Source organism: Sphingomonas sp. 28-62-11 (assembly GCF_002278865.1).
Taxonomy (GTDB): domain Bacteria; phylum Pseudomonadota; class Alphaproteobacteria; order Sphingomonadales; family Sphingomonadaceae; genus Sphingomonas.
On sequence record NZ_NCGB01000040.1, the window covers coordinates 1 to 24,814 of the forward strand.

The window sequence follows — 24,814 nt, forward strand, 5'->3', positions numbered from 1 at the left end:
CGCCGATGCTGCCAGGCGGGTTGTACAACCCCGCCCGCAAGGGCACGATGATAACCCCGGACTCTACTTATGAGTGGAGGAGAAAAGGGGAGCACGTCATCACCAATCGCAACAACAACAACAACAATGGATACCGGAATCCAGACAATCAGCGATATTCGACTGGTGACAACGAATAAGGCAAAGACGAAGCTGGGTTAGCCGACCGGTCGATCCAACCAGGCGCCCAAAATCGCGTTCACCTTTTCCGGTGCTTCCTGTTGGACCCAGTGCGACACACCCGGCAGTCGTTCGAGCCGGAAATCCGCCACATAATCCTGCGTGCCCTCGACACAGCCGATCGTCAGCGCGGTATCTTCCTCGCCCCAGATCATCAGCGTCGGCACATCGACCTTGCCGGTGCCTTCCGTCATGCCGCTGACCGACCGGAACGCCGCGCGGTAATAATTGATCATCGCGGTCAGCGCGCCTGGGCGCATTGCTGCGTCGGCGTAGATATCGGTCACCTCTTTCGGGAAGCGTGACTTGTCGACCGCCATGCCGACAAAGGCGCGGCGGATGATGCGCGCGCGGTTTCGTCCAAACGCCCATTCGGGCAGGCCCGGCAATTGAAAGAAAAACACGTACCAGCTCGCGCGCAATTGCGCCCATTTGCGCAGCTCGCGCTTGAAAGGCATGGGGTGTGGCACGTTCATAATGACGAGACCGACCAGCGGTCGCACCTTCCGGATCGCGAACTGCCACGCGATGATCGCCCCCCAGTCATGCGCGATCAACAACACCTCCCGCGCGCCGCTGGCGTCGATCAGCGCGGCCACGTCCTCAAGCAGTCGATCGATGTGATAGGCGTCGACCTCCTTGGGACGATCGCTACCGCCATAGCCGCGCAGATTGGGCGCCCACACACGCCAGCCGCGTTCGACGAGCAGCGGAATCTGGAACCGCCAACTGTAGTGAAGCTCCGGAAAACCGTGCAGGCACAGCGCCAATCGATCCCCTGCCCCCGCCTCCGCCAGCTCAAAAGACAGAGCGCCTGCCTGCTGCCATCGGACCACGATGCCGCTATCGGCGGCCGGACTCCAGGACGGGATGCGATCATTTTGTGGCATAGGGGATGGCCTGGAGGTCGTTGGCGGTAGCGGCCAGCATAATAACGTACCCCCCCGCCACAAGCACGATGATCACGCTGCCGCATTTTGCCTTCTACCCGTGCATCCAAAAGGCTATCCAGCACGTATCAAATCAAGAGAGTTTCTGGGGGGATTATTATGACCGTGATTAAGCTGATGACGAGCGCCGCCGTTGTTCTGGTGGTGGCCTCCCCCCTGAATGCGCAGCGCCCGCCCAGGCAGGCGAGCGCCTCCAAGGGCCAACAGCTCCAGCAGGCCGCGATGAACGATGTGCCACGCTGCACGACCAAGCACGGCACTGTTTCGATTGTTGATGGTCAGGATTCGTCGGGCTGGACGCAGAATAGCCTCGCCCCGCCTGCGCGGCTGCTGCGTGTGCTCGTGCAGCGTTCGGGCTGCTTCAATATCGTCGATCGCGGCGCGGGCCTCGATGCCGCAGCACAGGAGCGCGCGATCGGCGGCGGGCTTGGCCTGCAGCGCGGATCAAATGTCGGCCAGGGCCAGATCAAGGCAGCCGATTATGTACTGGTCGCTGAAATCCAGGGTGCGAATACGAATGTCAGCGGCAATGCCGCAGGCGCCGTTGCCGGTGCCATCATCGGCGGGCCGTTCGGCGGTCTGCTCGGCGGCATGAAGTCGCGCAAATCTGAAGCCAACACAGTGCTGTCGCTCACCAATGTGCGCACCACTGAAACGCTGGCCGTGACAGAGGGCTACGCCGCCAAGCGCGACACGAGCTTTGCGGTGGGTGGTGTGTTCGGTGTGGGCGGTTTCGGTGCCGGTGGCGTCGGTGGCGGCTATGAGAACACCGATATCGGTCGCATCGTCACGCTCGCCTTCATTCAGGCCTATGCGAAGATGGTCGATGAGCTCGGCTATACCCGCCCGGGCGATGAGGGCACCGCACAGGCAGCGCCGAAAAAGACCTTCACCGCCCAGGCCCCAGTGGCAATGCGTGTCAGCCCAGTGGCATCGGCCAGGGCGATCCGTACGCTGCCAGCGGGATCGATCCTGTATCCGACCGGCAATCAGAATGGCCTGTGGTGGGAAGTTGCCGACGAGAATGACAATGTCGGCTGGGTGCTCAATACCAAGCTCGCACCGTCGCAGTAACCTAGATCGGCAATTTCACACGTCATCGTCATCCCCGCGTAAGCGGGGACCTATCGGGTGCTGCACGACAAACGACTGTAGCATTTCCATGGGTTCCCGCTTGCGCGGGAATGACCGGTTTGGGGTTTGGGGTGCGGGGAGCTGGATCAGGCCGGGGCGCGGTTGCCCAGCATCGCCAGCGTCGGCAGCAACTCATCATAGTGATCAATCACTGCATCGGCGCCCATCTCCTCGACCGGCTCGAGCAGAAACCCGAAGCTGACAGCAACGCTGGCGATGCCCGCATTTTTCGCGGCCATGATGTCGTATATCGAATCACCGATAAACACCGCGCGGCCGCCATCGCAGCGCAAGATCATTTCATCAATCGGTGCGCGGTGCGGCTTTGAAAAGCCTTTGCCCATCGTATCGCCGCCGATGACGGTGACGAACCGATCGCGCAGCGCGAGTTCATCGAGCAACTTTACCGCAAGCGATTCGAACTTGTTGGTGACGATCGCCGTCTTCACACCCATCGCATCAAGCGCGTCGAGCGCCGCCAGCGCTCCGTCGAAGGGGCGCGTTTCCGCCGATACATTGGCCTCGTAAAAACTGAGCATCTGCTTGTAGAGCGGGCGGAAATCCTCAGGCGGGCACCCCCCCGTCGCTTCGAGTCCAAGCTGCAGCATATGCTTCGCGCCGCCACCGATCATCGTCTTGATCTGATCGACACACAGCAGCGGCCTTTCAGCAAGCGTGAGCGCATGGTTCACCGCATTGAGCAGATCGCCGCTGGTATCGAGCAGCGTGCCGTCGAGGTCGAAGCCGACGATGTCAAAGGGCCGGGCGCTGGAGTGAATGTCTGTTGTCATCTCGTTCGCCTGCCAGCATCGCTATGGAATTGGCAACACAATCATGCCATCGCTGCGGCTGAGGGAGCCCGATGACTCAGCGACCAATCGCCGCCATCATCCTTGCCGCCGGCAAGGGCACGCGCATGAAATCCGATCTTCACAAGGTGCTGCACCCGATTGCCGGGCGGCCAATGCTGTTGCACCTAATCGATAGCGTTGCTTCGCTCGATGGCGAACGGACCGTCGTCGTCACGGGGGCCGGGCGCGAACAGGTGGAGGCAGCTGTCGCGCCACTTGGCGTCGGCACGGCACTGCAAGCCGAACAGCTTGGTACTGGCCACGCCGTGCTCCAAGCACGCGCGGCGCTTTATGGCTTCGACGGCGATGTGCTTATCCTTTATGGTGATGTGCCGCTGGTGCGCGCCGCGACAATGCAGCGGATGCTCGACCGGTTGGCTGCAGCCGATGCACCTGCCACAGTCGTGCTGGGGTTTCGACCTGCCGATCCTGCCGCCTATGGCCGGGTGATCGCCGACGTTGACGGCCGCATCGCCAAGATGGTGGAGTATAAGGATGCCACAGCTGAGGAGCGCGCGGTAACACTGTGCAATTCGGGGCTTATGGCGGTGCGCAGTGCCGATCTGTTCGCGCTGCTCGACCGGGTCGGCAATGATAACGCGGCGGGCGAATATTACCTGCCCGATATCGTCATGATCGCTGCCGCCAATGGGCGTGAATCGGCGGTGATCGAAACCGATGCCAGCGAAGTCGCCGGGGTCAACAGCCGCGCTGAACTCGCCGCTGTTGACGCGGCCTGGCAGCAGCAGCGACGTGCACAGGCCATGGCCGATGGCGCAACACTGATCGCCCCCGAAACGGTGTGGTTTGCCCATGATACCAAAATCGGCCGCGACGTGACGATCGAGCCTAACGTGTTCTTCGGCCCTGACGTGACGGTGGGTGATTGCGCGGTCATCCACGCCTTCTGCCATATCGAAGGAGCGCAGATCGGCGCGGCTGCAGAAGTCGGTCCGTTCGCGCGGCTTCGGCCCGGATCGGTGATGGGTGCGAAATCCAAGATCGGCAATTTCGTCGAGATGAAGAAGACGTCGCTCGGTGCGGGCGCAAAGGCCAATCATCTCAGCTATTTGGGGGACACGAACGTCGGCGCGATGGCGAACATCGGCGCCGGGACGATCACCTGCAATTACGACGGGTTCTTCAAATACAAAACAAACATCGGCGCAGGCGCTTTCATCGGATCGAACAGCGCGCTAGTTGCGCCCGTCACGATCGGCGCGGGGGCAATCATCGCCGCCGGTAGCGTCATCACCCGCGACGTGTCGGCGGACGCGCTGGCGCTGGTTCGACCCGACCAAACCGAAAAGCCCGGCTGGGCTGCCCGGTTTCGCGCGGCGATGACGGTCAAGAAAAACAACCCATAGCCTGCGGGCGGAGACCAGACCTTTATGTGCGGCATCGTTGGAATATTAGGCACTGGCCCCGTCGCGGATCGGCTGCTCGATGGGCTGAAGCGGCTCGAGTATCGCGGCTATGACTCGGCTGGCATCTGCACGGTGCATGACGGCACGTTCGATCGTCGTCGGGCGCAGGGCAAGCTCGTCAATCTCGCCGCCCGCCTGGTCGAAGAACCATTACCCGGCGACAGCGGCATCGCCCACACCCGCTGGGCGACGCACGGCGCGCCGACCGAGGACAATGCCCACCCGCATATCGTTGGCGATGTCGTGCTGGTCCACAACGGCATCATCGAGAATTTCAAGCCGCTGCGTGAGGAACTGATCGCTGATGGCCGCCAGTTTCTGAGCCAGACCGACACTGAAGTCGTCGCACATCTGATCGCGCGCGAAGTCGAACGCGGTGTCGCGCCGCGTGATGCCGTGGCAAACGTCCTGCCGCGCCTCCACGGCGCCTTTGCGCTGGGGGTGATGTTCAAGTCCGAACCTGATCTGCTGATCGGCGCGCGGCTCGGAGCGCCACTCACCGTCGGTTATGGCCCCACCGAAAATGGCGGCGAAAACTACCTCGGCTCGGACGCACTCGCGCTCGCTCCCCTCACCCAGCGCATTGCCTATCTCGAGGAGGGCGACTGGGTCGTCATCACCCGCGCCAACGTCGAGGTGTTCGATCGCGACAACCAGCCGGTCACCCGCCCGATCGTCAATTCAGGCGCATCGGGCCAGTTGATGGACAAGGGCAATTACCGCCACTTCATGCTGAAGGAGATCTACGAGCAGCCGCTGGTCGTCGCGCAGACGCTGCGCAGCTATTTGCGGCCCGTAGAGGAGCAGGTCGCGCTGCCCGACATGGAGTTCGATCTCGGATCGATCGACCGGGTGGCAATTGTCGCATGCGGCACGGCCAGTTATGTCGGCATGATCGGCAAGTATTGGATCGAACAATTCGCGCGGGTGCCGGTGGAAGCCGATGTCGCGAGCGAGTTTCGCTACCGCGATCCTGTGCTCACCCCCAATATGCTCGGTATCGTCATTTCGCAGTCAGGCGAGACGGCCGATACGCTGGCGGCGCTGCGCCATATGAAGGCGGCGGGACTGACGACGGCGGGGATCATCAACGTGCCCACCAGCTCGATGGCGCGCGAAGTCGATCTGCTCTTGCCCACGCATGCCGGTCCCGAAATCGGCGTTGCCTCCACCAAGGCATTCACCTGCCAACTGGCGGTAATGGCCGCGCTTGCGATCAACCTCGCGCGTGCCAAGGGGTTGCTGACGACCGATCTGGAACGCGAAATCGTTCGCCATCTGCGCGAAGTGCCCGAGGCGATGAATCACGCGCTTGGGCATGATGAGGAAATCGCCGCAATGGCCCCCAAGATCGCGGCCGCACGCGACGTGCTGTATCTGGGGCGCGGGCCGGAATATCCGATGGCGCTCGAAGGCGCGCTGAAGCTGAAGGAAATCAGCTATATCCACGCCGAAGGCTATGCGAGCGGCGAGATGAAGCACGGCCCGATCGCCCTGATCGACGATAATGTGCCGCTGATCGTGCTCGCCCCGTCGGGCCCGTTGTTCGACAAGACCGTTAGCAATATGCAGGAAGCGCAGGCACGCGGCGCGCAGGTGGTGTTGATCTCCGACGCGGCCGGCATCGCTCAGGCGGGCGAGAACACGATCGCGACGATCGAAATGCCCAGGGTGCACCCGCTCATCGCGCCGCTGGTCTATGCGGTGCCCGTGCAATTGCTCGCCTATCATGTCGCAGTATTCAAAGGCACTGATGTCGATCAGCCGCGCAATCTGGCGAAAAGCGTGACGGTAGAGTGATTGGCGCGTGAGCCGCAAATTCTAACGCTTCTTTAACCATGTGACTGGCATGGTCCGGGCAACCAAGAACGGGAGTGCCCGGTGCGCATATTAGTGATCGACGACGAACCGGCGATGCATGAATCCTATCGCCAGAGCTTTGCGCCCAAGGACAAGGGTGAAAGCGCGGCACTGTCCGCGATGGCGGCCGAACTCTTCGGTGATGACGATGATGTCGCGGCACCGAAGACCGATAGCGATGCGATGGCGTTCGAGCTGACGCATGCGATGCAGGGGCTCGACGGCGTTGCCGCGCTCGAAAAATCGCTCGCCGATGGCGACCCCTTTGCGGTTGCGTTTATCGACGTGCGGATGCCGCCCGGCATCGACGGCAAGGAAACCGCCACCCGCATCCGCAAGCTCGACCCCAATATCAATATCGTGATCGTTACCGGCTATTCGGATTTCTCGCCGATCGAGATTTCGAAAGCGGCTGGCCCTGCTGACAAGATCTTCTACATCGCCAAACCATTCGAAGTTGCCGAAGTGGTGCAGACCGCGACCGCGCTCGCCGGGCGCTGGAAGCTTGATATCGACCTTGCCCAGGCGCGCGAAAAGCTCGCCGCGCAAGTGGTCGAGCTAGAGGAAAAGGGCGCTGAGCTCGCCGCGAATGAGAGCCATGCGGTTCACATCGCCAATCATGATTCGCTCACCGAAGCCCCCAACCGCCTCGCCTTTCTGCGTGCGCTGACCGAACGGTCGCGCGGCAAGGAGCGGTTTGCGACCGCGATGCTCGATCTCGACCGGTTCAAAATGGTCAACGACACGCTCGGTCATCTGGCCGGCGATGAGATGATCCGCTCTGTTTATCAGCTCCTCAATGACGCCGTGCCGGAAGGCGGCATTGTCGCCCGATTGGGCGGCGACGAATTCGGCATCCTGTTCGATACGCCCGGTGAAGACGCCGCCGTCATGGCGTGCGAGCTGATGCTGCGCGCCTGTTCGGTGACGCTGAAGGTGTTCGGCCATTCGATCCAGGCCAGTGCTTCCATGGGCGTCGTGGTGACCGAGGCTGAGCCAGTGCGCGATCCCGTGGACGTCATGCGCCGCGCCGATCTCGCGCTCAACGAAGCCAAGCGCGCTGGTCGCGGGGTCGTGCGTCCGTTTGATGAGAGCATGGACGAGAGCATCCGTTTCCGCCGCCAGATCGAAAGCGGCCTCAGCAAGGCGATTGCCGCGGGCGAGTTGAAGCTGGTCTACCAGCCGATCGTTGCGCGTGAGGGGCTTGAGATTATCGGCTTCGAGGCATTGCTGCGCTGGAACAGCCCTGAATTCGGGCCAATCTCGCCCGGCATGTTCATCCCGATCGCCGAGGAATCGAACCTGATTCATGAGCTGGGCGATTGGGTGCTCGATCAATCGCTGAACGAGGTCAAGAACTGGCCCGATCAATATGTCTCGGTAAATTTCTCGCCGCGCCAGTTCCGTCGCCAGAACTTCGTCGGGCGCGTGATGGAACAGGTGCAGCTCGCTGGCGTCAATCCGGCGCGTGTGCAGATCGAAATCACCGAAACCGCGATTTTCGACGATGCCGATCGTGCCGCCGATACGCTCTACAAGCTTCGGCAGATGGGCTTCCGCATCGCACTGGACGATTTCGGCACGGGCTATTCGAGCCTCTACAACATCCGCAAATTCGCGCTTGATTGTCTGAAGATCGATCGCAGCTTCATTGACGGGATGGGGCGTGAGCGCGAAAGCGCTGCGATCGTCCATTCGATCATCCATCTCGGCCGCGCGCTGGGGCTTGGCGTGATCGCCGAGGGTGTGGAGACCGACGCACAGGTGCAGGCTCTGCGCCTCGCCGGGGCGTCGCATCTGCAGGGCTACTTCTTCTCGCGTCCGATCGACGCGATCGAGGCCCGCAAAATGGCCGAAGCCCGCTTTATCGAGGGAAAGGATGATCCGGGTGACGGCCCTGCCCTGTACGATGCAGGGCATCAGGCGGGGAACGGGACGCACGGCTGATGACGGCCGCAGGTTCGGGACAAAAGATGTTCGGGGGCAAGCTCCGCGCACCAGGTTCGCTTGGCGCTAAGCTGTTGCTGATCTTGACGGCGGTGGGCTTGCTCGGCTCGCTGGCGATCACGTTGCTGCTTGCCAGCGTCATCACTCCCAGCTTCAACCAGCTCGAGAGCACGTCGGTCGGCGCACATGTCGATCGCACGCGTGCCGCGCTCGACGAGTATATCTCGAAGGTCGAGACGGCGGTTCGCGACTATGGCGACTGGAATTCCAGTTACGATTACATGGCCAAGCCGAGCGCCAAGTTCGAACAAGAGAGCTTTTCCACGCTCGCCATGTCCAACCTCGACGTGAACGGCATGGCCTATATCGGCATGGATGGACACATTGTGATCGCGCGCTGGCTCGACATCGCTCGACAGACCGACCAGCCAGCGATGCGCCGCAAGCTGATCGAGCAAATTGGCACGATCAATTTTGCGCGCGCGCTGAATGGCCGTAGCTCGACTGCCTTCTATACCCGGCTGGGCCCCATCGTCGCCGCCGTGGGCGTGGCGCAGGTCAGGCGCAGCGACGGCACCGGCGCTCCGCGTGGTTATGTGATGATGGTGCGACAGCTCACCTCGACCCAGCTCGCCACGCTGTTGCAGCTCAAAGCGCGGCTTGACCTGACCAATATGTCGACAAAGGAAACTATCACGCCGGGCCAGTCCGTGATGACGATCGCGGTGCCAATTATCGGCGCCGATGGTCGCACGGTCGCCAACGTTAGCTTCAAGGTACCGCGCGACGTCTCCATCCTCGGCCAGCGGATGCTTGTGCTCGCGATCGCCGGATCGACGGTGTTGTTGATGGTGTTGCTGATGGTGCTGCGGCGGATGATCGCGCGACTGGTGCTGCGCCCGCTGCACCGGGTCGAACGGCACATGCAAGTCGTCACCGCATCGGGCGCGCTCGGCTTGCTCGACGAGGAGGATCGCCGCGATGAGATCGGCTCGCTCGGCCGCAGTTTTAATTCAATGCTGCGCCAGCTGAAGGATTTGCGCGAACAGCTCGAAGTGCAGAGCTTTGCGCTAGGCCGGAGCGAAAGCGCGGTCGCGGTGATGCACAATGTCCGCAATGCGCTGAACCCGATTAGCACAATCCTGTCGCGCGGCATCGCCGATGACGGCGTTACCGACCGCGCGATCGTCGACCGCGCGATTGGCGAGCTTGCCAGCGAGGACATTCCGGCCGCCCGTCGCCAGAAGCTCGCCGCGTTCGTCGCGGCGGCCGTCGAGGCCGAGGCGAGCGACCGCGCCGAACGGCGTCGGCAGCTCGAGGCCGGGCGGGAAGCGATGCAGCATGTGCTGGAAATCATCGGCACCCAGCAGGCGCAAGCACATGAGCGCCCCCCGCTCGACCAATGCGACGTGACCGAGATTGTCGCCCAGAATGCTACCATCGCGCGCTATTCAAGCGACTTGTCGATCGCCTTCAGCTTTCCCGCACAGCCATGGCCCGTCATGGCGAACCGCGTGATCCTGAGCCAGGTGATCGGCAATCTGTTCGGCAACGCTGCCGAGGCGATCGCCGCGCGCGGGACGGGCAGCGGCAGCATCAGGGTTCTGGTCAGCACCGTTGATGAAAAGGTCCGCGTCGAAATTCATGACGACGGCGAAGGATTCTCGCCTGAGGTGGGTGCGACCCTCTTCCAGCGCGGCTATTCAACGCGGGCGCACAAATCGGGCGGGCTTGGGCTCCACTGGTGCGCCAATTCGATGAACGCAATGGAGGGCGGACTTGCGCTCGAAAGCCAGGGCAAGGGTCTGGGCGCGGTCGCGATCCTGACCTTGAAGGCAGCGCCAAGCGAACTGGCCGCCAACGCGATCGCCGCTTAACCCGCCCCCAACCGCACTTCGGGTACCGCTGCCACCGGCGCGACATCATCCCGGCGACGCAGATAGGGCGCGACCAGGTTGCGGGCGCGGAACCATTCCTGCCGTTCGGGGCTCAGCGTCTCAAAATTGCCGATAACGCGGCGGCACCCTTCGCTGCGGCACTGGCAGATCATGTGCCAGTTACTTTCCGCCAGCGTTGTCGAATAATCCCAGGTAATCTCGTCCCCCGGCGCAATGGGGCGGATCGCGACGAGGACAACGCCCTCATCAGTGAAGCGAAGTCCCGCATTGGGCGCGCAACTGTGATTGATCAGATCATCGATCCGGCCCGATGGCCCCATATAATGATCAGGCGTTACCTGTACGAACCGGTCGCCGCCGCCGCGCATCACGCTTGGCACCTGATCGGCGCGGAAGCGGCGACCGGTGAACTTCACGATCCTGTCGCCCTCGGCAAAATCAACAGCGGCGAACACAGCCTTGCCCAAATGGTTCTCCCCCACCGAAAACAAGTTCGATGCCGGCAGATATTTGTCGAGCACATAGAAATTGCCGTTGCGGAAACCGAGCGATCGTATCGGGTTGATGGTCGCGAGACCGATCATGAACCAGACGCTGGCATGGCACAGCAATTCGACCAGAATATAGGCATAGCTGCCCACTTCGACATCACCGGAGCGCGTCGCGACGATCAGCGTTGCCAAATCGCCGACCGTCCATAGCCCCCAAGCGGGGGAGCGTTCGCGCGCACGATCCTGCTGGACGCTTTCCCAGGTCGGCCAGAAACTGATCGGTACAGCGGCCACCACCAGCATGTGCGCCCAGAATGCCGAACTGAACATCGCCCAAAGCAGCAGCGCGCCAAGACAGGCGGCCATGCAAATCGTTTCACTGCGCGTCGGTGGGCTCCAGGCCGAACGCTGCCAGATCGCAATCGTGACAATGATGCAGGCAGCGGCGGACACTAGGAAAACAATGCTCTGCGCCTCGCCCGGATTAACCGCCGCATAGGTGCTCGCTTCCACGAGCACGGCGGCGCTCCAGATCAGCCAGGATGCCCGGTTCGGCTGGACAAGCTCGCGCTTGAGCCCCGTCAGGTAGACGGCATACCCTGCGAAGTTGGCCAGGATGGCGAGCAGGAACCAGGGCGCGATCGTCATATCCGTTACCGTTATGGTTAACATAACCTTATCGGCTTGGCGGACTCGCGTCTATAAAAACCTAGGAGTCACCACGAGTCGCGGCGATTCCACCTATGGTTGGTGTCACCGGCGTGACGGCACCACATCATCTTGCGGTGGCGTCGCCCCGTCAGCGCCCGACCGAACTGTATGTAAAGCCTGCGCGCTCGGCTTCAGCCGGGGGATAGATGTTGCGCAGATCGACCATCACAGGTGCGGTCATCGTCGCGGCAAGCCGCTTCAGGTCAAGCGCGCGGAAGATATCCCATTCAGTCACGATGGCGACGGCATCTGCCCCGGCCGCCGCTTCATAGGCATCGGTACAATAGGTAATCTCGGGCATCATCGTCCGCGCGATTGCCATGCCTTCGGGGTCATAGGCACGAATATGGGCGCCAGCATCGAGCAGGCTCTGGACGATCGCCAGGCTGGGCGCGTCGCGCATATCATCGGTATTGGGCTTGAACGTCAGCCCCAGGATCGCCACGGTCTTGCCGCGGGCTTCACCACCGAGCGCCGAGATGACCTTGCGACCCATCGCGCGCTTGCGGCTGTCGTTCACCTGGACGACCGCTTCGACGATGCGGACTGGCGCGCCGTAATCCTCGGCGGTCTTGAGCAGCGCGAGCGTATCCTTGGGGAAGCACGAACCGCCATAGCCGGGCCCGGCGTGAAGAAACTTGGAGCCGATGCGGTTATCAAGCCCGATACCGCGCGATACATCCTGCACATTGGCACCAACCGCCTCACACAGATCAGCGATTTCGTTGATGAACGTGATCTTGGTCGCGAGGAAGGCATTGGCCGCGTACTTGATCAGCTCGGCGGTGCGCCGCGCGGTGAACAGGATCGGGCTCTCGTTGAGATAGAGCGGGCGATAAATATCGCGCATTACTTGCATCGCACGCGCGTCCTCCGTGCCGATAACGATCCGGTCGGGACGCTTGAAATCGCCGATCGCCGCGCCTTCACGCAGGAATTCGGGGTTGGAGACGACAGCGACATCAAGATGTGGCGCGACTTCCCGCAGAATGGCTTCCACCTTGTCTCCCGTCCCGACGGGCACGGTCGATTTGGTTACGATCACTGACGGCCCGGTCAGCGCGGCGGCAATTTCCCGCGTTGCTTCGAACACATAGGTCAGGTCCGCATGGCCATCACCGCGGCGAGACGGCGTGCCGACGGCAATGAAGATCGCGTCTGCCCCCGCAACGGCGGACTTCAGATCGGTGGTGAAGGTCAGCCGCCCGGCGTTGACGTTGGCGGCCACCAGCGTGTCGAGGCCGGGCTCGAAAATCGGCATCCGGCCAGCCTTCAGCGCGTCGATCTTGCTCGCATCCTTGTCGACACAGATCACATCATGGCCGAAATCCGAAAAACAGGCTCCCGAAACCAGGCCGACATATCCCGAGCCGATCATCGTAATGCGCATAGTCCAGCACCATCTCCACTATCAGGCTGCGCCGTCGGGCCCGGAATTGGCGGGTCTGATGGCCAGTCGGAGACGCTCTAGCGCAAACCCGCCCGATTGCCAGTGGGCAGTATTCCCCGGCAGCGGCGCGTTTGGCTAGAACAGGAGCTTGCGCACCGATAGCCGTACCGCACGTCCGAGCGGATCGAGATAGGCAGGCTGATAGCTGATCGGCGTCACGCCGGTCGCGTCAGTAACGCGTTGGCGCTCGTTGAACAGATTATCGACCGATGCCACGACACGGACGCCGCGAAGCAAAGGATATTTCTTGATCAGATCAAGCCGCTGACCAAGATCAGCGAATAGCCGGAAGTTCACGGTCGCGAGCGACGAGAATTTGAGCGTATCGGGGTTGGCGGGTGTGCCGCCCACCACCGTGGTCGGGCTGCGCCAATTCGCCGAGAAACGAAGGCCGATGCCATTGTTATTGTATCCCGCCTGCGCTTCCACTTCATGGCGAGGCTGACCGCCGCCATTCCCGATCGTATCGCCGTTCAGCAGATCTAACGTCGGTCCGGCCGCGCCAATCTGCACCCGGTTGGTGAAATGGATCGTGTCGTACAACGCGAACTGCAACCGGCCGCCGCCTTGGCCGCCACCGCCAAAGCCGCCTCCGCCACCACCGCCACGTCCAAAGCCGCCGCCACCCGGACCACCGCCGCCTGGACCACCGCCGCCTGGACCACCGCCGCCGGGTGCTGCGCCAGGTGCGCCACCGGGGCCAGCGCCGCCGGGGCGACCACCCAGCCCGCCGCCACCAAAGGGACCACCGGGGCCAAAGGCCGGACCGCCGAACACACTCCCACGCGGCGGGGTAAGGCCAATGAACGGATTGGGGCCGGTGCCCGCACGGAACGCTTCGATCTGCTTCTGAATCTTCGACTTGATCGATTTCGAGAAATTAAACCCGATCCGGAGTTCAGACCGGCTGGTCTGTGCAAAATTGATCGGTCGCTGGTCGATCTGGAGCAAGCGCCCCCCACCATCACGCACAAAACGGGTGGGGAAAGCGGCCTCAATCGCCGCTGTCACGCTGGGAAAGCCGGCGATCGGGCTGTCCGTACGACTGTCGACATAGCTTGCCGTAAAATCGAGATCGGTCGATTTGATCGGCTTGAGCGTGAGCCCCAGACGCTTGACCAGTCTGTTGTCACGCTGAAGCCCCGGATTGCCGCCGGAGATTACCGTCACCAGCGCATTCTCTCCGCGCACGAAATCAAACACGATCGCGTTCGGCGTCGTGATCTGCGGATTGCCGAGCTGTTGCGGGGTTGGCGCGCCATCCTGATCGGTGACCGACGCGATGATCCGTACGGGCTCGATCGGCGACCAGTTGAGCCCATAGCCGAGCGTGCGTAGCGTGCCAAAGTCCGACAACTCGTCATAGGCGATGTTGAAGTTGGCAGAGAGGTTGCCGACAGGCGACAGGAAGCCCTTTGACCGGCTTGTCAGCGGCACATCGATATTCGCCTGACCGTTCACGATATCGCGCGAGACGCGGCCGTTCTGGGCAACCCCGCTACGAAACGAATCGCTGCTGAAGTCAGTGGTGTCGCCGCCGACCCGAATGCTTGTCGAGACTCCACCAGCAGGCAGCGTGAACAGCGTACCGTTGACCAGGGCATCGAGCTCGGCACGGCTTGATTGCGACATCGCACGCGTGGCGGGCAGCACATCGAACGCCCCCGGCGTCAATCGCCCGAACGGATTGGCGGTTGGATCATTGGCGCGCAGCCGCGCCTGAAAGCCCGTCGCGTCGATCCCGGTGTCAGTGAACGTTTCGTTGTTACTGCGATCATAGTTGCTGATGATCGACCATTGCCACTTGCCGATATTGCCGTTCAGCGTCAGGCCCAGATGGCCGGTGATCGCCGAGTTATTCTGGCCAATTGGCTGAAACCCGTCGACGAGCCCACGATTGACGGTGACGTTCTGCGAAAAGGGCGAAAAGGGATTTCCCGCAGGCAGCACAAGGCTCAGCCCGGCAAGGCCGTTGGTACTACGGCTGTCCGTTGCGCCAAGCTGGGCGTTGATCGTCGCGCCGACATTGCCGAACACCGTCGTCGCATAGGTGCCACTGGTGCTGAAATTCCGGGTGGCGGATAGCAAGGTGCGGAACGGTGTGGGATCGGTGACATTGGCGATATTCGCCACCGCCGCGAAATCGTTCAGCGTCGTAGGCTGGGTGGCGGCGACACCAGGCACGCCGGCCACCGTAACGCGCGATCCGGCGCGTGCGCTCAGCAACGGATCAATCTCACTCCCGCTGCCGCCTGCGCCTACTACATTGCCTGCCGCCGCGAACAGGTTCGGCTGGAACCGGATGTCACGTTCGGCCTCGGTAAGGGCGGATCGTTCTTCATATTCGGCGTGGAAGTTGACGCGATTGCCACGGCTGATCTTCAGAATATCGAAACTGGCCTCGGGCTGGGCGCTGCCACCAGCGGTCGCAAAGCGGCTTTCGAGTTCGATCGCCACCGACCGGAAACGCGGCCGCAGCACGAAGTTGATCACGCGTTGATCGGCACGATAGCCATATTTCAGCGCGACCTCTTCGGGCAGGATATCGACGCGCAGGATCGCCTCGGTGGGTAGATCGCGAATCTCGCCAAAGCCCGAAATGCGGCGGCCGTTGAGGAGGACTACAGGTGCCCCCCCTCCGCCACGCCCGCTTCGCGTTTGCGGGGCCAGTTCGGCAAGCAGATCGGATACCGAACTTACCCCATAGGAACGGATATCGGCGGGGCTCAGCTGCTGATCAGGCGGAATATCGCCGATCACCTCGCCCGGCTGCCGCGCGCCACGCACAACGATATCCTCGTCGCCAGCCTCTGCCCCAGCATCAGGAGCCTGAGCGGGCGCAGGACGACCGGAAGGACGCGCGGTGCCACCCGCAGGGGCTGTCTGGGCAGAGAGCGCTGCAGGCGCGGTGCCAAGCAACAGGATTAGGGCAAGTCGAGGACTACGCATGGGGTCAATTCACTCTGGGCAAGGGGCATATTGGGGCCGCCTAGCAGCCAACTGTCGCAAAACTATGTCGATTCCATTGGGCACCGCGATTGCGGCAAACCCCCGAACCGACGCGCCCCTGCCCCGCTGCATTACGAATGACAAGACGGCAAATAGGGCTATTGCATTCGTCCGCTTTTTCCGATCTTGGTTGAGCTTCAGGAACAACCCGCGCCTTTCTCGGTTAGAGAGCGCTTGTGATCAATCGCAGGCCGTCGGGCCGCAATCGGGACCGATAATGCCAGCATCCAATCTGCCGAACCGACCTTCGCTTGCGTTGTTGGCTCTTGCCTTGAGCGTGTTGTTGGCGGGATGCGGATCGGGCGGCGCGCAAAAAGGTGGCAAGGGACCAAGTGGTCCGCCGGAAGTGGGCTATATCGTCGCGCAGCCCGGTGCCGTGCCGGTGATCGCTAATTTGAGCGGCCGCACGAACGCCTATCAAACCGCAGAGGTCCGCCCGCAAGTTTCCGGCATCATCCGGCGACGCCTGTTTACCGAGGGCAGCTATGTCCGCGCCGGGCAGACGCTTTATGAGATCGACCCCAGCCTGTATCGCGCCGCCGGCGATGAAGCCCGCGCCAACCTGATGAGCGCGCAGGCCAATGCCGAAGCAGCACGCATCAAGGCCGATCGGTTCAAGCCGCTCGCGGAGATGCAGGCCGTCAGCGCGCAGGAATACACCGATGCGCTTGCTCAATCACGCCAGGCACAGGCGGCGATCGCCCAGTCGCGCGCGCAGCTGGCCACCGCGCGGATCAATCTGCGTTTCACGCGCGTCCCCGCCCCGATCACCGGGCGGATCGGTCGATCGCTCTTCACGCAAGGTGCGCTGGTGACGACCAACCAGGCCGAGCCGCTATCCGTGATTCAGAAGCTCGATCCGATCTTCGTCGATATTCGCCAGTCGAGCGCCGAATTGCTCACCTTGCGCAAGGCGCTAGCGCAGGGCGATGCCGCGCCGACGACCGCCAACGTCACACTAAAGCTCGAAGACGGCACCGATTACGGGTATACCGGGACGGTCGAATTCACCGAAGTAACCGTCGATCCCGGCACCGGCACCGTTACGCTGCGCGCGCGCTTCCCCAATCCGCAGAATCTGCTGCTGCCCGGCATGTTCGTGCGCACCGTGTTTGCGCAGGCGATTTCCACCACCGCCTTTCTGGTGCCGCAACGCGGGCTGGCGCGCGATCCGCGCGGGAATGCGACCGTACTGATCGTCGGCCCTGGCAACAAAGTCGTGCAGCGCCCGGTAAAGGCCGAACGTACGCAAGGCGCGGACTGGGTGGTGACCGACGGACTAGCCCCCGGGGACAAGGTCATCGTCGAAGGCGTCGTGAAGGCAAAGCCCGGTACCGCGGTAATGCCCGTCCCCGCCGGATCGCCGCAGCGTATTACCGCACGCAAGGGCAACGGCGCGACCAGCGGCCCGGCGCGCTGAACGCAGCATGATCTCGCGCATCTTCATTGACCGGCCGATTTTTGCCTGGGTGATCTCGATCATCATCATGCTGGCCGGCGTCGGCGCGATCCTGACGCTCCCGATCGAGCAATATCCCGATGTCGCCCCACCGCAGGTCAATATTCGGGCCAGCTACCCCGGCGCATCCGCGGAAACGCTGGAAAACAGCGTCACCCAGATCATCGAACAGCAGCTGACCGGGATTGACGGCCTGCTTTATTTCAATTCCAGCTCCAGCTCGCGCGGATCGGTGAGCATTTCGGCGACTTTCGACAAGAATGTCGATCCCGATATCGCCCAGGTCCAAGTCCAGAACAAAGTGCAGCAGGCGATCTCGCGCCTGCCACAACAGGTGCAGCAACAGGGGCTGACCGTAACCAAATCAAACCCCGATTTTGTGATGATCTTCGCGATCTATGACACCACCGATACGCGCACGAACCAGGACGTCTCAGATTATCTGGTGTCGAACCTGCAAGATCGGATCGCCCGATTGGAAGGCGTGGGCGACACCAATGTGTTCGGCGCGCAATATGCCATGCGGATCTGGTTGAACCCGGAGCGACTTGCAGCATTTTCGTTAGTACCCGGCGATGCGATCGCCGCGATCCAATCCCAAAATAGCGAGATCGCGGCTGGCGAGATCGGTGGCCAGCCAATGCCCGATACGCAGATGCTGAACGCCACCGTCACCGCACAGTCGCGGCTGCGCACCGCCGATCAGTTCAAAAACATCGTCGTAAAGACCGCGCCGGACGGATCGACAGTGCGGCTGGGCGACGTCGCCCGGGTCGAGCTGGGTGCGGAGAATTACGGCGTGCGCAGCCGGATCAACGGCCATCCGGGCGCTGGTTTCGCCGTGTCGCTCGCGCCGGGTGCTGACGCGCTGAAGACCGCCGAACTGGTGAAAAGCGAAGTCGCCGCCGCGACCAAATCAATGCCGCAGGGCTTTGCCGTCGCCTACCCGCAGGACGCGACCCTTTTCATCAAGCTGTCGGTCGAAGAAGTCGTCAAGACGCTGATCGAGGCAATCATCCTCGTCGTGATCGTGATGTTTGTATTCCTGCAGAACTGGCGCGCCACGCTGATCCCGACGATTGCTGTGCCGGTGGTGCTGCTCGGCACCTTTGCAGTGTTCGCGCTCGCCGGTTTCTCGATCAACACGTTGACGCTGTTCGGGCTGGTGCTCGCAATCGGTCTGCTCGTGGACGATGCCATTGTTGTCGTCGAAAATGTCGAGCGGCTGATGGACGAAAACCCTGAAATGTCCCCTCGTGAGGCGACGATCAAGTCGATGGACGAGATCACCGTCGCGCTCATCGCGATCGCGTTGGTGCTCTCTGCCGTGTTCCTGCCGATGGCTTTTTTCGGCGGATCGACGGGCGTCATCTATCGTCAGTTTTCGGTCACGATCGTGTCGGCAATGGTCCTCTCGGTCGTCGTCGCCCTGGTGCTGACCCCTGCACTGACCGCGACGATGCTGAAGCACCGCCGGGAAACTCCGAAATCGAGCAGCTTGATCGCCCAGCGCACCGAACGCGCCCGCGACTGGTTCAACACCGGCTTTGCACGAATGACCGACAATTACGTCGCGTCGGTCGAAAAGGTGGTCGATCGCAAATGGTTGTTCCTGCTGATCTATGCTGGGGTCGTTGCGCTGCTGATTGCGCTGTTCGTGCGGTTGCCGACCGGCTTCCTGCCGACCGAGGATCAAGGTGGCGCGCAGTTGCAGATCACCCTGCCTCCAGGCGCTACCGCGGGCCGCACCGCTGAAGTGCAACGCGCGGTGGAGAAATATTTCCTGACCGAGGAAAAGGCTAATCTGCGCGCGATGCTGACGGTGGCTGGCGGTGGGGGCGGTGGCGGGCCGGGCGGCCAAAACCAAGGGCGCGGGTTCATCGCGTTTCGCGACTGGTCTGAACGCACCACCAGCAAGGATAGCGCCGACGCGATCGTCAAACGCGCAACGGGGGCCTTTGCGGGCTTTCGTGACGCGCGCGTCAATGTGCTCGTGCCCGGGGCCATTCGCGGGCTTGGCCAGTCCAATGGCTTTTCGATGCAACTGCAGAATAGCGGCGGCATGACCCGCGAACAGTTCCGCACGGTTCGCGAGAAAATCCTTGCCGAGGCGATGGACGATCCGGTGCTGGCGCAGGTGCGGCTCAGCGATCTCGACGATCAGCCGACGCTGGCGATTGATATCGACCAGCAAAAGCTGGCGGTGATGGGGCTGAGCCAGAACGATGTGAACAACACACTGTCGACCGCCTGGGGTGGGCGATACGTGAATGATTTCAACGATCGCGGAAGGGTGAAGCGAGTCTACGTGCAGGGCGACGCGCCCTATCGCGCTGCGCCGGAGGATTTGTCGCAATGGTTCGTCCGCGCATCGGATGGATCGATGGTGCCGTTCTCCTCCTTTGCCCGGATTTCCTGGTCGACCGCACCGCCATCGCTGGCGCGCTTCATGGGCATTCCCTCGGTCGAGTTTCAGGGCCAGGCCGCGCCGGGACAAAGTTCGGGTGAGGCGATGAACCGGATCGCCGCGATCGCCGCCAAATATTCTGGCACGTCGGTTGCCTGGTCCGGGCTGTCGTTCCAGGAGCGGCTCTCGTCGGGCCAAGCGCCGATCCTTTACGGGCTGTCGCTGCTGGTCGTCTTCCTGTGTCTGGCGGCGCTTTATGAAAGCTGGACGATACCGGTCGCGGTGCTGCTGGTCATCCCGCTGGGGCTGGTCGGCGCGATCTTCGCGGTGACGCTGCGGGGCCTCCAGAACGACGTTTACCTGCAGATCGGGCTGCTGACGACGATGGGGCTGGCCGCCAAGAACGCCATTCTCATGATCGAATTTGCCGAACAGGCTGAGAAGCAGGGCAAGCGCGTGATCGTCGCGGCAGTGGAGGCCGCCCGGCTGCGGCTGCGGCCGATCCTGATGACCAGCCTGGCGTTCATTTTTGGCGTGCTGCCTCTAGCCGTGTCTACCGGTGCGGGCGCGAATAGCCGCATCGCGATTGGCACGTCGGTGATCGGCGGGATGCTGACGGCAACTGTGCTCGCAATCTTTTACATTCCGCTATTCTTCGTCCTCGTCCGCCGCACCACGCGCGACACGCTGAAGCGTTTCCACCACGAACCGACACCGCCACCGCAACCGTCCGGGCCCACAGGCGCATGATCCGCCCCCTCACCTCGATCGCTGCGCTGCTCGCGCTCACCGCCTGCTCAATGGTAGCGCCCGACAAGCGCCCTGCTTTGCCGGTGCCGGCTGCTTTCCCGAGCGGCGGAGTCTATGGCGAGCCCGGCGACGCCGCGCTGCCGATGCTCGGCTATCGCGACGTCTTCCGCGATGCCCGGCTCCAGGCGATCATCGATCAAGCTCTCGACAATAATCGCGACCTACGCATCGCGGCGGCCAATATCGAGAGCGCCCGCGAGCAATATCGTGCCCAGCGGGCAGAACAGATGCCGCTGATCAACAGCAACAACAGCGCGAGCTTTGTTGATCCCGGCACGGGTCGATCGAACGTCAACGGGTCGCCGGTGCAAGGCGGGCAGCGCACCAATCTGAACATTGGCTTGGGGATTACCCAGTTCGAGATCGACCTGTTCGGGCGGCTCGCCGCGCTCAGTCGGGCCGATCAGGCGCGCTATTTCGCCAGCGATGTCGGCGCGCGCGCAACCCGGCTGGCGCTGATCGGTGATATCGGCGCGGCGTGGCTGCAATATGCCGCCGACAAGAGCCTGCTGGCGATCGCCGAGGAAACTGTCGCCAATGCCAGCGCCAGTGTTCGGTTGACGCGCGCACGGCTCGACGGCGGCATCGCTGCGCGTACTGATGTCGCGCAGGCCGAAACCGTGCTCGCCACCGCGCAATCCGATCGCGCGACGCAGATGACCGCGCTGGCGCAGGATGTGAATGCACTGCAATTGTTGGTTGGCGCCCCAGTGGATGCCGCGCTGCTGCCAGGATCGATTACCGAGGCCGCAGGCAGCATTGGCGATGCACCCCCTGCGCTGGACACGAGCATCCTGCTGCGCCGCCCCGATGTGGTGCAGGCCGAATATCAGCTGCGCGCCGCCAATGCAGAAGTGGGTGCCGCGCGCGCAGCGCTGTTGCCACGGCTGTCGCTGACGGCGCTGGCGGGGCTTGCCTCGAACGGGCTGTCGCAGCTCTTTACGACACGCGCCTTCAACTACACCGCAACGCCGACGCTCAGCTATCCGGTGTTTGCCGGCGGCCGCAACAAGGCGGCGCTGGCACAGGCGCGCGCGCAGTTCGACATTGCGGTCGCAAGCTACGAACGCGCGATCCAGATCGCGTTTCGCGAAGTGGCGGACGCGCTGGCACAGCGGGGCACGATCGACGATCAGCTTGGCGCGCAACAGCGGCTGGCGGCGGCGGCGACCGATAGCTATCGCCTGACCGAAGCGCGCTATCGGGGCGGGATCGACAGCTTCCTTGCCAATCTCGATGCCCAGCGCAGCCTGTACCAGGCGCAACGATCACTGACGCAGACTCAACTGGTGGCGGCCACCAACCGGATAACGCTGTACCGCACACTCGGCGGCGATGCGCTGACCGATGTGGGCCGAAACGGGCCAGTAGCGGTAAGCCCGGCCAAGCGTTAGACTAGTGCGGCGAGCGGCGGAGGGACCAGCGATGTGGCGGCGCGTGACAGGCTATGGCGCGTTTCTGGCAGCCGGTACGTTCGTGCTGCAATGGCTCGATTATCAGGCCGTCGTGCGGATGCGGATGGGCGATGTCTATCTCGCGCTGGTGGCGATTGTCTTCCTCGCACTCGGCATCTTCGTCGGCGCCCGCGCGCTGCGCCAACCAGCTGCATTGCCGTTCGACGGCAATCCGAAAGCGATCGAAGCGCTGAAGATTTCGCCGCGCGAACTTACCGTGCTCCACGAGCTTGCGGCGGGCAAGTCGAACAAGCAGATCGCGCAGGTGCTCCAGGTCTCGCCCAATACGGTCAAGACGCATATCGCGCGGCTCTTCGAAAAGCTCGAGGCGGAGCGCCGGACCGATGCGATCAACCGTGCGCGCATGCTAGGGATCGTGCCGTGAAGTATTGCGGGTGATTGGTGCCCAATCACCCTTTCGGACGATTGCCGGGCTGGTTGGGCGGGTTGATGACGGGGGCGTTTCAACACGGGCCAACACGGGGAGGCATCAATGCTGCGCAACATTCTCGTCTACGGGGTTATCGCCGGAGTGATCATCGCGATCCCGACCTTCGGGCTGACGGTATTGCTGAAGGACAATCCGCCCGAACACTATGGCCTGCTGATCGGCTATACCACGATGCTTGTGGCGCTCAGTGCGATCTTCGTCGCGATCAAGCGTCAGCGCGATGTCGATGGTGGCGGCGTTATCCGCTTTTGGCCCGCGCTCGCGCTTGGCCTGGGGGTCAGCACTCTCGCCGGGATATTCTATTGCCTTGCATGGGAAGCCGCGCTGGCGGTGACGGGGATGGATTTTGGCGCCGACTATGCGCGGCAGTTGATCGAGGCGGAAAAGGCGAAGGGCGTCAGTGGCGCGGCACTTGCCAAATTCACCGCCGAGATGGAAACCTTCAAGTTGCAATATGCTAACCCGCTCTACCGGCTACCGATGACCTTTACGGAGATCTTTCCGGTCGGCGTGCTGGTATCGCTCGTATCGGCGGCGCTGTTGCGCAACAGCCGATTCCTGCCAGCGCGGGCAGTGGCAGGTCAGTGAAAGTCGCGTGATTTGGGGATGATCCGGACGTTGCGCGGATGGCTGCCCCTGGGTTCGGCCCCTACCCCTGCCGTGCGCGCAATTTTACTACGCGGATGCTGGGGGTGATCGAACTCGTCGGCGCGGGATCGTTCAACGGGCGTCTCGCCGCGCTCCGAAAGCGTATCGAGCATCACACTTCGATCGATGATCCGGCTCGCCATTAAATGAACGACACCCTCGACGCTGCGCTGCAGCTGCCCTTCGACAAGCATCAACCGCGATGCCATTACCTGTCGCCTGAAAATCTCGAACTGGCGCGCCCAGAGCACGATATTGGTGACCCCGGTTTCATCCTCGATCGTGATGAAAATCGCATTGCCCTTGCCCGGCCGCTGGCGGACCAGCACGATCCCGGCGGTGCGAACGCGGGCATCGTTCTTCGCGGCATTCGTCTCCGCACAACTAAGTATGCCCTCGGCGCACAGTTCCTCGCGCAGGAAGCTCATCGGGTGTGCCTTCAGCGACAGCCGCGTCATCTGATAATCAGCCACGACATGCTCGGCCGGTGACATGAGCGGGAGCGCCACATCCGCCTCCTCGCCTAGTTCACACGCGCGGGCGGCGGCGAACAGCGGCAGCTCACCGCTGGGCGTGCGGCGCACTTCCCATAACGCCGCGCGCCGATCCAGCGCGATCGATCGGAACGCATCGGCATCCGCCAGCAATCGTAGCGCGCGTTGCGGGAGATTAGCGCGGCGTGCGAGATCTTCGATCGAGGTGAAGGGAGCGGCGGCGCGGGAGCGGACGATGTCGTTGGCCCATTCCTGCCGAAAACCAGTGATCTGGCGATAGCCGAGGCGGAGCGCATGGGGGTGGCCACCGCCCACCCCGTCAACTCGCTCCAACGCATTATCCCACCCGCTGCAGGCGACATCGATACCGCGCGCCTCGACCCCATGTTCGCGCGCATCGCGCACGATCTGCGCGGGCGCATAGAAACCCATCGGCTGCGAGTTCAGCAACGCACAGGCGAAGACCGCGGGGTGGTGGCATTTGATCCAGGACGACACATAGACCAGCCGCGCAAATGCCAGCGCATGGCTTTCGGGAAAGCCGTAGCTGCCAAAGCCCTTGATCTGATCGAAGCACCGCCGGGCGAAATCGGCCTCATAGCCGCGCGCGACCATGCCGCCGATCATCTTTTCCTCAAAATGATCCATCCCGCCGACATTGCGGAAAGTCGCCATCGAATTGCGCAGCCGGTTTGCCTCACCGGGGGTGAATTTGGCCGCCACGATCGCCAGCTTCATCGCCTGTTCCTGAAACAGCGGCACGCCGTAAGTCTTGCCGAGCAGCTGTTTCAGTTCATCGGCGGGGCCATGATCGGGGCTGGGCGACGGATATTCCACCTTCTCGCGGCCCGCCCGCCGCCGCAGATAGGGATGCACCATATCGCCCTGGATCGGCCCCGGTCGCACGATCGCGACCTGGATGACGAGATCGTAGAGCTCGCGCGGTTTCAGCCGCGGCAGCATGTTGATCTGCGCACGGCTTTCGACCTGGAACACGCCGATGCTGTCGCCCTTGCACAGCATGTCGTAGACTGCCGGATCATCCGCCGGGATGGTATCGAGCTGGTGATCGGCCAGCCCCTCGGCGCGCAGCAGCTCGAAGCTTTTCTGGATGCAGGTGAGCATGCCGAGCGCGAGCACATCG

At 62.6% G+C, this 24,814-nt stretch carries 16 protein-coding genes; 10 read left to right on the forward strand and 6 right to left on the reverse strand.

The annotated features are described in order from the left end of the window. Window positions 1-197: 197 nt before the first annotated feature. Window positions 198-1,109: an alpha/beta fold hydrolase gene (locus B7Y49_RS12540; RefSeq protein ID WP_374127938.1), complete on the reverse strand. Its 912-nt coding sequence runs from the start codon at window positions 1,107-1,109 to the stop codon at window positions 198-200. Between the two features lie 159 nt (window positions 1,110-1,268). Here B7Y49_RS12540 and B7Y49_RS12545 point away from each other — a divergent pair, with 159 nt between their 5' ends. Further along, window positions 1,269-2,243 carry a CsgG/HfaB family protein gene (locus B7Y49_RS12545; RefSeq protein WP_374127939.1) on the forward strand — a complete coding sequence of 325 codons (975 nt, stop codon included), beginning with the start codon at window positions 1,269-1,271 and terminating at the stop codon, window positions 2,241-2,243. Between the two features lie 146 nt (window positions 2,244-2,389). Here the strand turns inward: B7Y49_RS12545 and B7Y49_RS12550 are convergent, their stop codons facing one another. After that, window positions 2,390-3,094 carry an HAD-IA family hydrolase gene (locus B7Y49_RS12550; RefSeq protein ID WP_374127940.1) on the reverse strand — a complete coding sequence of 235 codons (705 nt, stop codon included), beginning with the start codon at window positions 3,092-3,094 and terminating at the stop codon, window positions 2,390-2,392. A 71-nt stretch (window positions 3,095-3,165) separates the two neighbouring features. Between B7Y49_RS12550 and glmU the strand changes: the two genes are divergently transcribed. The 4 genes from glmU (at window position 3,166) to B7Y49_RS12570 (ending at window position 10,265) form a co-directional block, all read left to right on the forward strand. Beyond that, entirely contained in the window at window positions 3,166-4,521 is a 1,356-nt protein-coding gene (gene glmU, locus B7Y49_RS12555; RefSeq protein WP_374127941.1) for a bifunctional N-acetylglucosamine-1-phosphate uridyltransferase/glucosamine-1-phosphate acetyltransferase, read from the forward strand. Between the two features lie 24 nt (window positions 4,522-4,545). After that, window positions 4,546-6,381 carry an SIS domain-containing protein gene (gene glmS, locus B7Y49_RS12560; protein WP_374127942.1) on the forward strand — a complete coding sequence of 612 codons (1,836 nt, stop codon included), beginning with the start codon at window positions 4,546-4,548 and terminating at the stop codon, window positions 6,379-6,381. 81 nt (window positions 6,382-6,462) lie between these two features. Beyond that, window positions 6,463-8,388 (forward strand): EAL domain-containing protein, encoded by a 1,926-nt coding sequence (locus tag B7Y49_RS12565; protein WP_374127943.1) that lies wholly within the window; start codon window positions 6,463-6,465, stop codon window positions 8,386-8,388. Continuing rightward, complete coding sequence (locus B7Y49_RS12570; protein WP_374127944.1) at window positions 8,388-10,265, forward strand: CHASE4 domain-containing protein; 1,878 nt, start codon at window positions 8,388-8,390, stop codon at window positions 10,263-10,265. Before B7Y49_RS12565 ends, B7Y49_RS12570 begins: the two co-directional genes overlap by 1 nt. Here the strand turns inward: B7Y49_RS12570 and B7Y49_RS12575 are convergent. From B7Y49_RS12575 to B7Y49_RS12585, 3 genes are all read right to left on the reverse strand, one after another. After that, the gene (locus B7Y49_RS12575; RefSeq protein WP_374127945.1) at window positions 10,262-11,425 is read right to left on the reverse strand and encodes an SET domain-containing protein; all 1,164 of its coding nucleotides are present in this window, start codon (window positions 11,423-11,425) and stop codon (window positions 10,262-10,264) included. The genes B7Y49_RS12570 and B7Y49_RS12575 overlap by 4 nt on opposite strands. Window positions 11,426-11,576: 151 nt before the next feature. Next, entirely contained in the window at window positions 11,577-12,878 is a 1,302-nt protein-coding gene (locus B7Y49_RS12580; protein WP_374127946.1) for a UDP-glucose/GDP-mannose dehydrogenase family protein, read from the reverse strand. Window positions 12,879-13,013: 135 nt separating this feature from the next. Beyond that, on the reverse strand, window positions 13,014-15,887 hold the full coding sequence (locus B7Y49_RS12585) for a TonB-dependent receptor (RefSeq protein ID WP_374127947.1): 2,874 nt from the start codon (window positions 15,885-15,887) through the stop codon (window positions 13,014-13,016). Between the two features lie 277 nt (window positions 15,888-16,164). Between B7Y49_RS12585 and B7Y49_RS12590 the strand changes: the two genes are divergently transcribed. The 5 genes from B7Y49_RS12590 to B7Y49_RS12610 all read left to right on the forward strand — a co-directional run bounded on the left by B7Y49_RS12590 (window position 16,165) and on the right by B7Y49_RS12610 (window position 23,116). Continuing rightward, window positions 16,165-17,367, forward strand: coding sequence for an efflux RND transporter periplasmic adaptor subunit (locus tag B7Y49_RS12590; RefSeq protein WP_374127948.1), 1,203 nt, complete (start codon window positions 16,165-16,167; stop codon window positions 17,365-17,367). Between the two features lie 7 nt (window positions 17,368-17,374). Next, window positions 17,375-20,563 carry an efflux RND transporter permease subunit gene (locus tag B7Y49_RS12595; RefSeq protein WP_374127949.1) on the forward strand — a complete coding sequence of 1,063 codons (3,189 nt, stop codon included), beginning with the start codon at window positions 17,375-17,377 and terminating at the stop codon, window positions 20,561-20,563. Then, window positions 20,560-22,017, forward strand: a complete 1,458-nt coding sequence (locus B7Y49_RS12600; RefSeq protein WP_374127950.1) for an efflux transporter outer membrane subunit — start codon at window positions 20,560-20,562, stop codon at window positions 22,015-22,017. Before B7Y49_RS12595 ends, B7Y49_RS12600 begins: the two co-directional genes overlap by 4 nt. 31 nt (window positions 22,018-22,048) lie before the next feature. After that, window positions 22,049-22,462: a response regulator transcription factor gene (locus B7Y49_RS12605; protein WP_374127951.1), complete on the forward strand. Its 414-nt coding sequence runs from the start codon at window positions 22,049-22,051 to the stop codon at window positions 22,460-22,462. Between the two features lie 108 nt (window positions 22,463-22,570). Then, window positions 22,571-23,116 (forward strand): DUF4199 domain-containing protein, encoded by a 546-nt coding sequence (locus B7Y49_RS12610; protein WP_374127952.1) that lies wholly within the window; start codon window positions 22,571-22,573, stop codon window positions 23,114-23,116. On the opposite strand, the gene B7Y49_RS12615 is transcribed toward B7Y49_RS12610, so the two are convergent. Continuing rightward, a partial coding sequence (locus B7Y49_RS12615; protein ID WP_374127953.1) for an OB-fold nucleic acid binding domain-containing protein occupies window positions 23,110-24,814 on the reverse strand: 1,705 nt, incomplete at its 5' end. The two genes, B7Y49_RS12610 and B7Y49_RS12615, sit on opposite strands and share 7 nt — an antisense overlap.

What these genes read in the sequence shown, in the direction of transcription:
- B7Y49_RS12595 (WP_374127949.1), top strand. Translation starts at nt 17,375, where the DNA reads ATGATCTCGCGCATCTTCATTGACCGGCCGATTTTTGCCTGGGTGATC.
- glmU (WP_374127941.1), top strand. Translation starts at nt 3,166, where the DNA reads ATGACTCAGCGACCAATCGCCGCCATCATCCTTGCCGCCGGCAAGGGC.
- B7Y49_RS12585 (WP_374127947.1), bottom strand. Translation starts at nt 15,887, where the DNA reads ATGCGTAGTCCTCGACTTGCCCTAATCCTGTTGCTTGGCACCGCGCCT.
- B7Y49_RS12570 (WP_374127944.1), top strand. Translation starts at nt 8,388, where the DNA reads ATGACGGCCGCAGGTTCGGGACAAAAGATGTTCGGGGGCAAGCTCCGC.
- B7Y49_RS12575 (WP_374127945.1), bottom strand. Translation starts at nt 11,425, where the DNA reads ATGACGATCGCGCCCTGGTTCCTGCTCGCCATCCTGGCCAACTTCGCA.
- B7Y49_RS12580 (WP_374127946.1), bottom strand. Translation starts at nt 12,878, where the DNA reads ATGCGCATTACGATGATCGGCTCGGGATATGTCGGCCTGGTTTCGGGA.
- B7Y49_RS12610 (WP_374127952.1), top strand. Translation starts at nt 22,571, where the DNA reads ATGCTGCGCAACATTCTCGTCTACGGGGTTATCGCCGGAGTGATCATC.
- B7Y49_RS12550 (WP_374127940.1), bottom strand. Translation starts at nt 3,094, where the DNA reads ATGACAACAGACATTCACTCCAGCGCCCGGCCCTTTGACATCGTCGGC.
- B7Y49_RS12590 (WP_374127948.1), top strand. Translation starts at nt 16,165, where the DNA reads ATGCCAGCATCCAATCTGCCGAACCGACCTTCGCTTGCGTTGTTGGCT.
- glmS (WP_374127942.1), top strand. Translation starts at nt 4,546, where the DNA reads ATGTGCGGCATCGTTGGAATATTAGGCACTGGCCCCGTCGCGGATCGG.
- B7Y49_RS12600 (WP_374127950.1), top strand. Translation starts at nt 20,560, where the DNA reads ATGATCCGCCCCCTCACCTCGATCGCTGCGCTGCTCGCGCTCACCGCC.
- B7Y49_RS12605 (WP_374127951.1), top strand. Translation starts at nt 22,049, where the DNA reads ATGTGGCGGCGCGTGACAGGCTATGGCGCGTTTCTGGCAGCCGGTACG.
- B7Y49_RS12545 (WP_374127939.1), top strand. Translation starts at nt 1,269, where the DNA reads ATGACCGTGATTAAGCTGATGACGAGCGCCGCCGTTGTTCTGGTGGTG.
- B7Y49_RS12540 (WP_374127938.1), bottom strand. Translation starts at nt 1,109, where the DNA reads ATGCCACAAAATGATCGCATCCCGTCCTGGAGTCCGGCCGCCGATAGC.